Raw genomic sequence first — 14,143 nt, forward strand, 5'->3', positions numbered from 1 at the left:
ACCGAATTCCGCATGACGACGGCCTCGGGCCAGGAACGCGTGATGAACGTCAAGTTCTATCCCCACGAGGTCAAGGGCAAGCGCAATGGCTACTGGATCGGGTTTGCCTGCGACGTCACCGAAGACCGGCGCTACCACGCCAGCATCGTGCGCAATCGCCGCGCGCTGCGCGCTCTCGCGCTGGTCAACGCCGCGATCTCGCGCGCGCGGTCGCGGTCCGAACTGCACAAGCTGGTCTGCCAGAGCCTCGTCGAAGGCGATGGCTATGCGGCGGCATGGATCGGCCTGAGGGACATCGGTCCGGTCGCCAAGATCAGGGTCACCGCCCATGCCGCCACCGCCACCCGCGCCATCGCGGTCGCCTCCCATGCCGCCGCCATCGCCCACATGCATGCAGCTGCTGCCCGCCATGCCCTGCGATGCCTGATGCATGCTACCGCCGGGCATGTTCCCTGCGGCACCGGCACCGGCAGCCTGGATGGTGGCCTGGTCCGCGTACGACACGCCCAGGCGTGGCCCCGGCATGTCGTCGCTGCTGTCAGTGGCGGCAATGTCCGCCTGCACATTCCCCTCGACCGGCATGGCTTGCATGGAAGACATGGCGGGCATGCCTTCGGCGGAACCGGTTGCCGGCGATTTTTTCGTTTTAGCGGTGCTCATGGTCTCTCCCCTCGTCTGCCTGCCAGTTCACTATGGCACGGCGACCAGGCAAGGAATTGAGGCACATCAAGGATGACAAGGCCAACGCACGGCACCGGCGAAAAAAAAGACAGCCGAGGCTGTCTTTTTTTCTACGAGGAAACCCGCAGGCCGGAATTACTTGGCGGCGGCAGCCTTGACTTCAGCGTCGGCCTTGGCCTTGGCTTCTTCCGTCTTGGTGGCGGCGATGGCCTTGTCGGCATTCGCTTCCACTTTTTCCTTGGCGACCTTGGCGTTCGCTTTCACGGCAGCCTTGTGCGCTTTCGCATCGGCCTTGGCATCGGTTTTATCCGCCTTGGCTTCCGCTTTCATCTTGTCTTCCGGATCGGCGTCAGCCACTTTGTCGTGGGCCTTAGCCTTGGTTTTGTTGGCCTTGTGCTGGGCGTCGGCCTTCTTTTCGTCAGCCTTCATTTCCGCCTTGGCGACATTGGCATCCGCCTTGGCATCGACTTTGGCTTCCTTGTTGGCGGCCTTGTTGATGTCATGCTGCGCAGACGCCTGGGCGCTTGCAACGGCTGGGGTAACCGGCGCCGTTTGCGCGATGGCAGCGGTGGCGAACAGGGTAGCGATCAGGGTGGCGAGTAATTTGTTCATGATGTGACCTTTCAATATGGATTCGATTTATTTTTACTAAAGGCGGGCAAAATGTTCCAAATTTGCCAGGCACCGCGCTGTGGTTGTCAGCAGCTCGATGGCATGACTTCATAGTAAAGATAAGACGCAAACCACACAGTGCGTTAGCGCACTCAAGGAGAAATATGTGCAATTCGGCAAATTTCCCCTTGAGTACGCTACGGCGGGTCAGGCCATCATGCACCCACGGCCAGCGCCGCATGGCGGGCGGCCACCCACTCCTCGTTGGCCGGCTCCACGCCCACCACGATGCGGCTGTCGTCGCTGGAAATACGGCTGGCGTTGCGCGCATTCGCCTCGCCGTCGAGCACGGGGCCGATGAAGCCCAGCTCGGCGCAGATGCGCTGGCGCAATTCGGCGCTGTGCTCGCCGATACCGGCCGTAAACACCAGCATGTCCAGCCCGCCCAGCACGGCCGTCAAGGCGCCGATCTCGCGCACGATGCGGCGGATGTACAGGGCCAGCGCTGCCCGGATGCGCTCCCCCGTGGCATCCTGCCGGTCCTGCTGTGCCAGCAGGATGGGCGGGTCGGCCGACACGCCGGACACGCCCAGCAAGCCCGACTCGTGGTACAGCACGTGCGCCACTTTTTCCAGCGACAGCTTTTCGATTTCCATCAGGTAGATGACGGCGCCCGGATCGAGCGAGCCGCAGCGCGTGCCCATCATCAGGCCGTCCAGCGCGGAAAAGCCCATGGTGGTGGCCACGCTGTGCAAGTTCTCCATGGCGCACAGGCTGGCGCCGCTGCCCAGGTGGGCGACGATGACCTTGCCGCGCGCGACCGCACCGAAGCGCTGCTCCAGCACCAGCGACTGGTATTCATACGACAGGCCGTGGAAGCCATAGCGGCGCAAGCCCCGCTCCCACGCATCGTACGGCAAGGCCAGCATCTGCTCGACCTGAGGCACCGTGTGGTGGAAGGCCGTGTCGAAGCACGCCACCTGGGCGATGTCGGGGCGCGATTCGAGCAGCACCTCGATCGCCTCCAGGGCGAACGGCTGGTGCAGGGGCGCCAGCGGCACGAAGCTTTTCAGGTCGGCCAGCACGGCGAAATCGATGCGCACGGGGGCGAAATACTTGCTGCCACCGTGTACCACGCGGTGCGCCACGGCGCGCAGCGGGCGCCCCGCCAGGCGTTCGACGACCTTCTCGCGGATGTGCGCCAGGGCCGCATGGTGCGGCTGTTCGGCATCCAGCTGCAGGGCCTGGGCAGGCTGGCCGCCGGCGCGGTAGCTGGCGCTTTCGCGGCCGATGCCCTCGACCTTGCCGCTCCATTCGGCCTGCTGCGGCAGCACGCCGCCCGCCTGCTCGAAGAGGGCGAACTTGATGCTCGACGAGCCGCAATTGAGCACCAGGATCAGGGTGCCGTCGGCGTGTTGGGCTGCTGCGTTCATGGCGGCGTGCTCCGGTAATGGTTGGCCAGCATCACGGCGATGGCGCACGAGGCGATGCGGCTGGCGCGCGAATCGGCGCGGCTGGTGAGGATGACGGGGATCTTCGCGCCCAGCACGATGCCGGCGCTGTCCGCGTCGCCCATGTATTCGAGCTGCTTGGCCAGCATGTTGCCGCTTTCCAGGTCGGGCACCAGCAAGATATCGGCGCGGCCCGCCACCTCGGAAACGATGCCCTTGACGGTCGCGGCGGCGATCGAGACGGCGTTATCGAAGGCCAGCGGGCCATCGAGGATGGCGCCCGTGATCTGGCCACGGTCGGCCATCTTGCACAGGGCCGCCGCATCCAGGGTGGCCGGCATGTCCGCGTTCACCGTTTCCACGGCGGCCAGGATGGCCACGCGCGGCTGGGCCACGCCGATCACGTGCGCCAGGTCGATGGCGTTGCGCACGATGTCGGCCTTCATGGCGAGGTTCGGCGCGATGTTGATGGCCGCGTCCGTGATGATGAACGGGCGCGGATACGCGGGCGTCTGCATCAGGAAGCAGTGGCTGATGCGGCGCTTGGTGCGCAGGCCCGCGCTGGCCACCAGCACGGCCGACATCAGTTCATCCGTATGCAGGCTGCCTTTCATGATCGCTTCCACTTCGCCCTTGCCCGCCAGCTCGGCGCCACGGGCGGCGGCCGCATGGCTATGCTCGACATCCTCGATGGCGATGCCTGCCAGGCTCAGGCCAGCTTCCAGGGCCACGGCTTCCAGGCGCGCGCGCGGCGCCACCAGCACGGGCGTGATCAGGCCGGCCGCATACGCGTCCAGTGCGCCGGACAGGCTCAGTTCATCGCACGGGTGCACCACGGCCACCTTGATGGGCCCCAGGGTGCGCGCATGTTCCAGCAGGCGGCGCGTGCCGTCGCCGTTATGCAGGCGCACTTCGGGCAGGGTGGCGCGCTGGCGCTCGATCTGCTCGGCGGGCGCAATCACCTGCGCTTCGCCATCGAGCACCACGGCGCCATGCTGGTTGATGCAGCGGCAGGCCAGGGTCACGTGGCGGTTGCGCGGCTCCAGTGCCGTGACTGTGACGCTGATGGCCAGCGTATCGCCCACGCGCACGGGCTGCAGGAAGCGCAGGGTCTGGCCCGTGTACACGGTGCCGGCGCCGGGCAGGCGCGTACCCAGCACGGCGGAAATGAGGGCGGCGCCCCACATGCCATGCGCGATCACACCCTGGTAGCGGCTGGAGGCGGCAAATTCCGCATCCAGATGCTGGGGATTGTCGTCGCCCGACATCACCGCGAACAGGGCGATATCGTCCATGCTCAGGGTGCGCGTGATGCTGGCGGTATCGCCGATGGCGATCTGCTCGAAGGTGCGGTTGCGCACGATATTCAAATCATCGTCTTGGGTGGTGGTCATCTTGGCCTTCTAGGCTGGGGTAATGTTCTTGGCGGATTTGGCTTTTGGCTGCGTGGCGGCGACAGATACCGGCTTCGATTCTGCCACAGCGGGCGGCTGCGCCTTCGCTTGCGCTTTGGCGGCGCGGTCGAAGACGTCCAGCATCTGCTGCAGGCTCGCTTCCTCGTCCGGCGTCGGCGCGTCGGGCACCAGCAGCACCTGCTGCAGCCATTCGGCCAGCGCGCGGATGGATTCCGGATCGGCACGCGACAGCAAGGTCGGCAAGGCGGCGACGGCGGCGTCGAAATCATGCATCATGAGGCGCGCCTGCTGGCGCACGATGTGGCGGAATTCTTCCATGCTGAAGTCCTGCCGGTACTGCGGCTTGATCAGTTTGAGCGCCAGGTTGACCCGGCGCTCGTCGGCGATCATGCGGAAGCGGTAGATATAGAACAGCGCGCGCACGGCCGCTTCCACCAGGCCGCCCCTTTCCATGTCCTCTTCCATCTTGCGCGTTTCGCAGCGTACGTATTCGCAATGCTCGGGCGAGATGCCGGGGTGCGGACGCGGCGGATTGGCATCGTTCGGGCTTTGTCCCGTCAGCGCCTGCACCAGCGGCGAGCCGTATACCATGTCGAAGGTTGCTTCCTGCACGCTGTCGCGCCAGTCGCGCCAGCCGTTCAGGCCTGCCGTGATGGCGCCGGAAACCGCCTCCTGCATGGCCAGCAGCGGATTGTCGGGTGCTACCGGCTGGCGCTGCGCGCGCACCTTTTCCGCTTCTTTCGCCACCAGCCTGGCCAGCGGATTATGGTCGGTCCAGCGCTCGTACGACACGCGCAGCGGATGCGAGAGCTGCAGGAAACGCGCCGTCTGCGGCGTCACCATGGCGCGCACCCACGGTTGCGCGAAGGTGCGGTACAGGGCCAGGTTCACTTCGGAGACGCGCGCGGCGGCGGCGAACTTGCGGTCGTTTTCCACACTTGGCTGCACGATGGCGCGCACGTCCTCGATGCTGCGGCGCTCCACCTGCAGCACATAGTCGCCGCTGGCCAGGTCGGCGTTCGGCGTGTCGGGCGTCTTGTCGACGATCAGCGCCTGGTAGATGCCGGCCGGCAGCAGGTTGATCAGGTCGATATTGCTGGCGAATTTCTGGTGTTCCTTGCGCCCCACCTTGGCAGAGACAAAAATGCCCAGGTGGCCGATGCTGTCATGCACGGCGTACACGATGGTCTGGTCGTGCATCAGCACGTCGTTGTCGTCGCGGTACAGGTCCGTGATCCAGCCCAGCGCCTGCGGTGGTGGCGTGATGTTGTCGCCGTTCGAGCAGAATACGACGATGGGCGAGCGGATATTGCGCAAGTCCAGGCGCACGCCGTCCGAGGTGATCAGTTCGGCCGTGGCCAGGCGGTTGCCGATGAACAGATTGTCGACGATGTACTGCATCTCGACGTCGTTCAGGAAGACGTGGCCGCCCCAGTATTTTTCAAATTCCAGGTAGCGCGGCGCTTCCGTGTCGATGTTCGCATACAGGTTGTACTGCTTGGTCCACAGGGTGTTGGCCGGGTTCAGGTTCTCGAAATTCTGTACCAGGCTGGCGCCGTCGAAACGGCCGTTGCCCAGGTCGCCCGCCAGCGCCGTGGCCCAGCTGCCGCCCATCAGGCCGCCTGCATAGCGCATCGGGTTGCGGCCATGCCAGCCGGCCCAGTACGATATGGGCGCGCCGGCCACGATGATGGGCCCGAACAGGTCGGGGCGCATGGCGGCCGTCATGAGGATTTGCCAGCCCGCCTGGCAATTGCCGATGACGACGGGCTTGCCTTCGCTGTGCGGATGCAGGGCAATGACCTTTTCCAGGAACTGCGCCTCCGCATGCATCACGTCTTCCACCGTCTGCCCCGGCACGGGGTCGGGCAAAAAGCCGATGAAATAGCAGGGGTGGCCCGCGCGCAGGGCCACGCCGATTTCGCTTTCCGCCTTGAAGCCGCCGATGCCGGGGCCGTGGCCGGCGCGCGGATCGACGACGACGAACGGCCGCTTCGTCGGATCGGGTTCCAGCGCATCCGGCGTCAGGATGCGCGCCAGGCCGTAGTTGACGGGACGCGCCAGGTCCAGGCCCGACATCACCAGCTCGGCGGGAAAATCGAGCACGTTCGGCACTTCCTCGGCCAGGTGCTCCTGGTACTGGTTGCCGCGGCGGCGCATCACGTCCGCATACAGCACGATGCGCTGCCAGGAGTCGCGCGCATAGTCGCCCAGCATGCCCAGCGACGGCAGGCCGCCGGTGGAGAAAAATGGTGCAGCTTCGGTTTTCATGGCTATCCTTTTCATGCGAACAAGCGCCGGACCATTCCGGCGCGGGGTCTACGCCATCTGGCTGATGGTCTTGCGAAAACGGGCAAGGGCAAACGTGAACAGGGCCGTGCCGATCGCCAGCAGGGCCAGGAAAGGCTTCCACACGACGTCGATGCCGGCGCCGCGGTACAGGATCGCCTGGCTCAATTCGACGAAATGCGTGGTGGGCGCGATCAGCATGATGTTTTGCACCAGCTGCGGCATGCTTTCGCGCGGCGTGCTGCCGCCCGACAGCATCTGCAGCGGCAGCAGTACGAGGATCAACAGCATGCCGAACTGCGGCATGCTGCGCGCCACGGTGGCAAGGAAAATCCCCATCGAGGTGGTGGCAAACAGGTGCAGCGCCGCGCCGCACAGGAACAGCGCGATGGAGCCCTCGATCGGCACGTGCAGCATGCCGCGCACCACCAGATTCAGCGACAGGGCGGCGGCCAGCAGCACCACCAGGCCCATCGACCAGACCTTGCCCAGCATGATTTCGGCCGGCGTCACGGGCATCACCAGCAGATGCTCGATGGTGCCGTGCTCGCGCTCGCGGATCAGGGCCGCACCCGTCAGGATGATCGACAGCATCGTCACCTGGTTGATGATTTCCATCAGCGAGCCAAACCAGGCCTGGCTCAGCGAGGGATTGAAGCGCGCGCGCATCACCAGATCCACGGGCGACACCGTTGCGCCCCGGTAGCGCTTGGCGAATTCGGAGATTTCGCCGGCGACGATCTGCTGGATGTAGCCGCTGCCGCTGAAGGCCTGGCTCATGCGCGTGGCGTCCACGTTCAGCTGCAGCTCCGCCTGGCGTCCGCCCAGCACGTCGGCCTGCAGCTTGGGCGGTATCGTCAGCACGAAGGTGTACTGGCCCGCGTCGAGGCCCGCGTCGACCTGGCCCTGGTTGATCATGGCCGGCGGCGTGAACTGCGGCGGGAAGAAGGCCGAGGCGATGCGCCCGGACAGGGGCGAGCCATCCTCGTCGACGATGGCGATCGAGGCCATGTGCAGGGTTTCCGGCTTGGCCGTGGCGGCCACGTAGATGGCCAGGGTGAACGTGTAGAGGATCAGGATCAGCATCATGGGATCGCGGATCAGGCTCCAGATTTCCTTCACGCCCAGGCGGTAGATGTTTTCAAGGTGGCGCATACGCTTACGACTCCTGTTTTTTCAGCAGCGCCACCGTCACCCCGAGGATCACGGGAATGGCGATGATCAGGGGCCAGAACGAGGCGTGCAGGTCGCCGAATCCCAGCGCCTTGTTGAATACGCCGCGGCTGATATTGAGCATGTGCGTGGCCGGGTACATCAGGCCGATGGCCTTGCCTACGCCTTCCATCGACGAGACGGGATTGAGCAGGCCGGAAAACTGGATGGCCGGGATCATGGTGCCGATCATGGTGACGAACAGCGCGGCGATCTGGCTGCGCGTAAACGTCGAGGCAAACAGGCCGATGCCGGTGGCGCAGATATTGAAGATGAAGGTGGCGCCGATCAGGGTCGGCAGGCTGCCCTTGATCGGCACGCCGAAGGCGGTCACCGCCAGCAGGGCCATGAGGACGAAGTTGAACATGGCCAGCACCACGTAGGGCACCTGCTTGCCGAGCAAGAATTCCAGGCGCGTGACGGGCGTCACGTACAGGTTGATGATGGAACCGAGTTCCTTCTCGCGCACCACGGACAGCGCCGCCAGCATGGCCGGCAGCATCAGCAACAGCAGGGGAATCACGGCCGGCACCATGGCGGGCAAGCTTTTCACGTCCGGGTTGTAGCGGTAGCGCGTCTCGATGGCGACGGGGTTGGCCACCTTGACGCCGTAGCGGTGCAACGCCTGGTCGGCCAGCCACAGCTGGTGCATGCCCTGCACGTAGCCCTGCACGGTCTCCGCGCGCATGGGCATGGCGCCGTCGATCCAGGCGCCCACCTGGGCTGGCGCGCCACGCTGCACGTCGCGCGCGAAGCCGGGCGGGATCTCGATGGCCAGAGACAGTTCGCCGCTGCGCATGCGCTTGTCGATATCGGCATAATCGCGCAGGGGCGGCTTTTCGATGAAGTAGCGCGAGCCGGCCAGGTTGTTCGCATAATTCTGGCTCAGGGTCGTCTGGTCGTGGTCGAGCACCGCGTACGTCAGGTCTTCCACGTCCAGGCTGATGCCGAAGCCGATGACGAACAGCAGCAGCACGGAGCCGCCCAGCGCCAGGGTCAGGCGCACGGGGTCGCGCCGCAGCTCCAGGGTTTCGCGCCACATGTAGCTGAGCATGCGGCCCAGGCTGAAGCGGCTGCGCTGGTGCCCGGTGGCGATGGCAGGAGCGGTGGCTGGCGCGGCCTGGGCAGCCTGCGCCTCGGGCGCCGTGCCGCCGCCCGCCTCTTCCAGGTAGGCGATGAAGGCCGCTTCCAGCGATGGCGCGCCCTTCTTGCGCACCAGCTCGGCCGGCGCATCGCTGACCAGCACTTTGCCAGCATGCATCAGCGAGATGCGGTCGCAGCGCTCGGCCTCGTTCATGAAGTGCGTCGAGATGAAAATGGTGACGTGGTCGCGCCGCGCCAGTTCGATCATCAGGCGCCAGAAATTGTCGCGCGCGATGGGATCGACACCCGACGTCGGTTCGTCGAGGATCAGCATTTCCGGCTTGTGCACCATGGCCACAGCCAGCGACAGGCGCTGGCGGATGCCCAGCGGCAGGCTGTCGGGCAAGTCGTCCATCACCTCGCGCAGGTCGAAACGCTGCGCCATTTCGTCGACGCGGGCGGGAATTTCCGCCTCCGGCACGTGGAACAGGCGCGCGTGCAGCACCAGGTTCTGGCGCACCGTCAGTTCGCTGTACAGCGAGAAGGCCTGCGACATGTAGCCGACCCTGCGGCGCGTGTCGATGTCGTTGGAATCGACCTCCTTGCCGAACAGCCAGGCCTTGCCTTCCGTGGCGGGCAAGAGGCCCGTGAGCATCTTCATGGTGGTCGACTTGCCGCAGCCGTTCGACCCCAGAAAGCCGAAGATCTCGCCGCGGCCGATACGGAAATTCACATGGTCGACGGCCGTGAAATCGCCGAAGCGCATGGTCAGGTCTTTGGCCTCGATGGCGATGTCCTGCGCGCTGGCCGCGTCCAGCGGCGTGATGACGACGGGCTGGTGGCCCGCGCGCTTGGCTTCGGGCAGCAGCTTGATGAAGGCCGCTTCCAGGTTGCTGCTGCCGGTGCGCGCCAGCAGTTCTGCCGGCGTGCCCGTGTCGAGCACCTTGCCGTCATCCATGGCCACCAGCCAATCGAAGCGCTGCGCCTCGTCCATGTAGGCGGTGGCGACCATCACGCTCATTTGCGGACGCTGCACGCGGATGCCGGCGATCAGGTCCCAGAACTGGGCGCGCGCCAGCGGATCGACGCCGGTGGTCGGTTCGTCGAGGATCAGCAGGTCGGGATCGTGGATCAGGGCGCAGCACAGGCCCAGTTTCTGCTTCATGCCGCCCGACAGCTTGCCCGCCGGGCGCGCCAGGAAGGGATGCAAGCCCGTGCTCAGGGTCAGCTGGTCGATGCGGCGGCGGCGTTCGGCCGCGTCGTGGCCGAACAGGCGCGCGAAAAACTGCAGGTTTTCCTCGACCGACAGGGTCGGATACAGATTCTTGCCCAGGCCTTGCGGCATGTAGGCGATGCGCGGGCAGACGTCGTCGCGGTGGCGCGCATCCTGCATGTCGCCGCCCAGCGCCATGACCGTGCCCTGCTGCACGGCGCGCGCGCCGGCCACCAGCGACAGCAGGCTCGATTTGCCCACGCCATCGGGGCCGATCAGGCCCACCATGCAGCCGGCCGGCACGTCCAGGTCGATGGCGTCGAGCGCCACCGTCTTGCCGTAATGCTGGCTGACGCCCTTGATGCTGACGACAAAGGAAGTGGCCGCTGCACTCACTGCGGAACCTTCGCCGTCAATTCAGCGGGCCAGGCCTGCTTGGCATCGAGACGTACCCAGGCCACGCCGGGCAAGCCCACTTTCACCAGGGCCAGGTGCTTTTGCAGCAGCTCGCGGCTGATCTGCGCCTTCACGCGGAACATCAGTTTCTGCCGTTCGCTGGCCGTTTCCACCGTCTTCGGCGTGAACTGCGCGCTGGCGGCGACAAACGAGATCGTCGCCGGAATCACGTAATTGGGCGCCGCGTCGAGGATGATGCGCACTTCGCCGCCCAGCGCCACCTTGCCGGCTGCCGTCTCGGGCAGGAAGAAGGTCATGTAGACGTCCGACAAGTCGACCAGGTTGAGCACCTTGCCGCCGCCGGCCAGCACTTCGCCCTGCTGCGCCACCAGGTATTGCACGCGGCCGTCGCGCGGCGCCTTCAGCTGGCCATCGGCCAGGTCGGAATCGATGCGCGCCGTGGTCGCCTCGGCGGCGGCGACGGCCGAACGCGAGCCGACCACTTGCGCCTTGGCCGCGTCGATGGCCGCCTGCGCCGCCGTCACCTGTGCCTTGGCCGCATTCAGGGCGGCGGCCACGCTGCGCACGCGGGCGCGGTCGTCGTCCAGTTCCTGCACCGACGAAGCGCCCTCCTTCGACAGCGTTTCGGAACGGGCCAGGCGGCGCTTGGCCGCATCGAGTTCGCTTTCGCGCTGCGCCACCATGGCCAGCGCGGCCGCCTTGTCGCTTTCGCGCACGGCCACCTGCGCCTGCGCGCCCACCACCGTATCCAGCGCCTGCTGCTGGCGCGCGCGCGCTTCGTCGCGCTGGGCCGTCAGCGAGTCCACCTGCATGGTGGCGAGCGGCTGGCCCGCCTTGACGAAGTCGCCCTCGCGCACGAGGATTTCCTGGACCCTGCCCGCCAGCTTGGTGGCGACGTCGATCTCGGTCGCTTCGATACGGCCATTGCCGCTGACGAAACCTTCACCGGGGCCGGCAGGGCGCATTTTTTGCCAGGCCACATAGCCCAGCACGAGGACGGCCACGACCAGCGCGGCGGGAATGATTTTTTTCTTCAGTTGTGGATTCATGGTGTCGGCGATCGCTATTAATTGGTGAAGGTGGCGGCGGCAGGGGCGCCGCCGCCCAGGGCGGCATACAGGCTGACCTGGCTGGAGAGCAGCGCGCGGCGCGTCTGCACCAGCTGCTGTTCCACCGTCAGCAAGTCGCGCTGTGCGTCGAGCACTTCCAGGTAGGGCGCGGCGCCATTGTCATAGCGCAGCTTGGCCAGGCGCGCGCGTTCGCTCTGCGCGGCCAGCGTCGTCTTGCCGATGTCGACCTGCAGCGCCAGCCAGCGCCGGTTCGACAGCGCATCGGCCACTTCGCGGAAGGCGCCCTGCACACTTTTTTCGTAATTGGCCACGGCCACGTCGCGGCGCACCTCGGCCAGGTCCATGTTGGCGCGGATGCGGCCCGCGTCAAAGATCGGCAGCACTAGGCGCGGCGCGAAATTCCACGCGCCGCTGCCCGAATCGAACAAGCCGCTCAATTCCGCGCTGGCCGTACCATACGCCGCAGTCAATGAAATTGTCGGGAAGAAAGCGGCGCGCGCGGCACCGATATTCGCCTGCGCGGCACGTAGCTGGTGCTCGGCCGCCACCAGGTCGGGACGCTGCGTGAGCAGCGCCGAGGGCAGGCCCGCATGCAGCGGCTGCAGCACGCTGGCGTCGTCGAAGCGGCGCACCTCACCAGCCACCGGCGCCAGGTCGACGGGACCGCCCACCAGTTGCGCCAGCGCGTGCGCCTGCACGGCACGCGCCTGCTCCAGCTGGGCCGACAGGGAAAGGGCCTGGCTGAGCAGGGTTTCCACCTGCGTCAGGTCCAGCTTGGAAATCGCTCCCACCTCGAAGCGCCGCGTGAAGATGCGCAGCGATTCGGCGCGGCTGTCCACCGTGGCGCGCGCCAGCGCCACCCGTTCATCGAGCTCGCGCAAGCCTAGATAGCCATTGGCCACCTGCGCCACCAGGGCCACGCCGACGGCGCGGCGCGCCTCGTCGCTGGCCAGCAGGGTTTGCAGCGCGCTGTCCTTCAGGCTGCGCACGCGGCCCCAGAAATCGAGCTCCCAGGCGCTCACGTTCAAGCCCACCTGGTACTGCGCGCTCGTCATCGGCCTGCCCGTCAGGCTCAGGTCACCAGGCACGCGCGTGCGGCTGCCTTCCGCGCCCAGCGCCACGGTGGGGAATTGCTCCGCGCGCTGGATGCCGTACGCGGCGCGCGCTTCTTCCACGCGCAGGGCGGCGATGCGGATGTCGCGGTTGCTGGCCAGCGCCTGCGTGATCATGGCCTGCAGGCGCGCATCGGCGAAGTAGCTTTGCCAGGCGATATCGGCAGCCTGCGCGCCGGCAGGATTGTTTTCCGGATACTGCGCCGCCACGGGCAGCGGCGGCGGTGCGTAAGGCGGCGCCATCGAGGCGCAGCCGGCCAGCAGCACGCTGGCAGTCAATGCCGCCAGCGTGGCGCGTGGGGATAGAACGGGAACAGCCATGGTCATCATCTTCCAGTCAGTTCAGAATGTTGTAGCCGCCATCGACATACAGGGTGCCGCCCGTGATGGCGCGCGCGCCGTCGCCGGCAAGGAAGGCGCACAGCGCGCCCACGTCCTCGATGGTGGCCAGGCGCCGCAGGGGCGAGCGTTCGATGGCGTCGGCCATCAGGCGGTCGAAATGGGCGATGCCGGATGCGGCCCGCGTCTCCAGTGGCCCCGGCGAGATGGCGTTGACGCGGATGCCTTGCGGACCCAGTTCCGCTGCCAGATAGCGCACGGAAGACTCCAGCGCCGCCTTCACGGGGCCCATCAGCCCATAGTCGGCAATGACTTCCTCGGCGCCCAGATAGCTCATGGTCATCAGGCTGCCGCCGTGCGGCATCAGGGGTTCGGCCAGCCTGGCCATGCGCATGAAGGAATGGCACGAGATATCCATCGCCTGCGCGAAACCGTCGGCGGAACTGTCCGTGACCCTGCCATGCAAATCCTGCTTCGGCGCGTAGGCGATCGAATGAACGACGAAATCGAGCGTGCCCCACTGCTGCTCGATCTGCGCAAACACGGCTTCCAGCTGGCCCGGCACGGAGACGTCGAGCGGCGCCATGATGGCCGCCTGCACTTGCTGCGCCAGCGGCGCTACGTGCGGCCTGGCCTTGTCATTGAGCCAGGTGACGGCCAGCTCGGCGCCGGCCGCGCGCAAGGCGCTGGCGCAGCCCCAGGCGATGCTTTGCGCATTGGCGATGCCCACCACCAGTCCGCGCTTGCCTTGCAAGGGTAGCGACGGCGGCAAGGGGGCCGTCATGGTTTATGCGGACGCAAGGCGGGCCACGGCGTGGCGGCGTTCACGCACTGCACCGCGCCGGCGCACACGGAAGCGGCGCAAGTGGCCAGGGTCACGCCGCCGGCGCGCGCATGCGGCAGCACGATGGGAGTATGGGGATGGAGGGTGCTGCACGCGTCAGGCGCGGGGATCTGCATCTTCATGAATCTAACTCCGTCACTGAAATTCGAGGCCTGACCAGTGCATGCTCGGGGAACTGGTACAGGGCGAAAATTACTCTACAGCATTTAGACGCGTGATTTACGAAGAGTCCGATCCGCATGCAGAAGGCTTTGAGCGAGGTCAACTATAAGTGCGATTGCGGCGATGCAACATTGATGTACATCAAATTCTACCTCAATATTTTTTAAATGAAACAAATTGTAAGCAATCGAATCGCCGTATTTATCTGACAACTATGTTCAAGTGGCGAGAATGAAAGTGACT

Annotated in this window: 11 protein-coding genes; 1 reads left to right on the forward strand and 10 read right to left on the reverse strand. The window is 66.0% G+C overall.

Annotated elements, in window-relative coordinates; all coding sequences use genetic code 11:
- Positions 1-720 (forward strand): hypothetical protein (locus EBS11_RS11380; protein WP_290603091.1); only part of this gene is annotated, 720 nt, incomplete at its 5' end.
- Between the two features lie 96 nt (positions 721-816).
- Here the strand turns inward: EBS11_RS11380 and EBS11_RS11385 are convergent.
- The 10 genes from EBS11_RS11385 to EBS11_RS11430 form a co-directional block, all read right to left on the reverse strand.
- Positions 817-1,293, reverse strand: a complete 477-nt coding sequence (locus EBS11_RS11385; protein WP_290603092.1) for a hypothetical protein — start codon at positions 1,291-1,293, stop codon at positions 817-819.
- 215 nt (positions 1,294-1,508) lie between these two features.
- Positions 1,509-2,726 (reverse strand): acetate/propionate family kinase, encoded by a 1,218-nt coding sequence (locus EBS11_RS11390; protein ID WP_290603093.1) that lies wholly within the window; start codon positions 2,724-2,726, stop codon positions 1,509-1,511.
- Positions 2,723-4,138 carry a bifunctional enoyl-CoA hydratase/phosphate acetyltransferase gene (locus EBS11_RS11395; protein ID WP_290603094.1) on the reverse strand — a complete coding sequence of 472 codons (1,416 nt, stop codon included), beginning with the start codon at positions 4,136-4,138 and terminating at the stop codon, positions 2,723-2,725. Before EBS11_RS11395 ends, EBS11_RS11390 begins: the two co-directional genes overlap by 4 nt.
- A gap of 9 nt (positions 4,139-4,147) precedes the next feature.
- Positions 4,148-6,376, reverse strand: coding sequence for a DUF3141 domain-containing protein (locus tag EBS11_RS11400; RefSeq protein ID WP_290603169.1), 2,229 nt, complete (start codon positions 6,374-6,376; stop codon positions 4,148-4,150).
- Positions 6,377-6,478: 102 nt separating this feature from the next.
- Positions 6,479-7,603 carry an ABC transporter permease gene (locus EBS11_RS11405; protein WP_290603095.1) on the reverse strand — a complete coding sequence of 375 codons (1,125 nt, stop codon included), beginning with the start codon at positions 7,601-7,603 and terminating at the stop codon, positions 6,479-6,481.
- Positions 7,604-7,607: 4 nt separating this feature from the next.
- A complete protein-coding gene (gene rbbA, locus EBS11_RS11410; protein WP_290603096.1) occupies positions 7,608-10,352 on the reverse strand; it encodes a ribosome-associated ATPase/putative transporter RbbA in 2,745 nt (914 codons plus the stop codon).
- Positions 10,349-11,422: an HlyD family efflux transporter periplasmic adaptor subunit gene (locus EBS11_RS11415; RefSeq protein WP_290603097.1), complete on the reverse strand. Its 1,074-nt coding sequence runs from the start codon at positions 11,420-11,422 to the stop codon at positions 10,349-10,351. Before EBS11_RS11415 ends, rbbA begins: the two co-directional genes overlap by 4 nt.
- A gap of 17 nt (positions 11,423-11,439) precedes the next feature.
- Complete coding sequence (locus EBS11_RS11420; RefSeq protein ID WP_290603170.1) at positions 11,440-12,882, reverse strand: efflux transporter outer membrane subunit; 1,443 nt, start codon at positions 12,880-12,882, stop codon at positions 11,440-11,442.
- A 10-nt stretch (positions 12,883-12,892) separates the two neighbouring features.
- Positions 12,893-13,678 (reverse strand): enoyl-ACP reductase FabI, encoded by a 786-nt coding sequence (gene fabI / locus EBS11_RS11425; protein WP_290603098.1) that lies wholly within the window; start codon positions 13,676-13,678, stop codon positions 12,893-12,895.
- Positions 13,675-13,860: a hypothetical protein gene (locus EBS11_RS11430; protein WP_290603099.1), complete on the reverse strand. Its 186-nt coding sequence runs from the start codon at positions 13,858-13,860 to the stop codon at positions 13,675-13,677. Before EBS11_RS11430 ends, fabI begins: the two co-directional genes overlap by 4 nt.
- Between the last annotated feature and the right edge of the window lie 283 nt (positions 13,861-14,143).

Origin of the sequence: Janthinobacterium sp. (assembly GCF_009923995.1) — a bacterium.
In the GTDB taxonomy this organism is placed as follows: Bacteria; Pseudomonadota; Gammaproteobacteria; order Burkholderiales; family Burkholderiaceae_D; genus Janthinobacterium.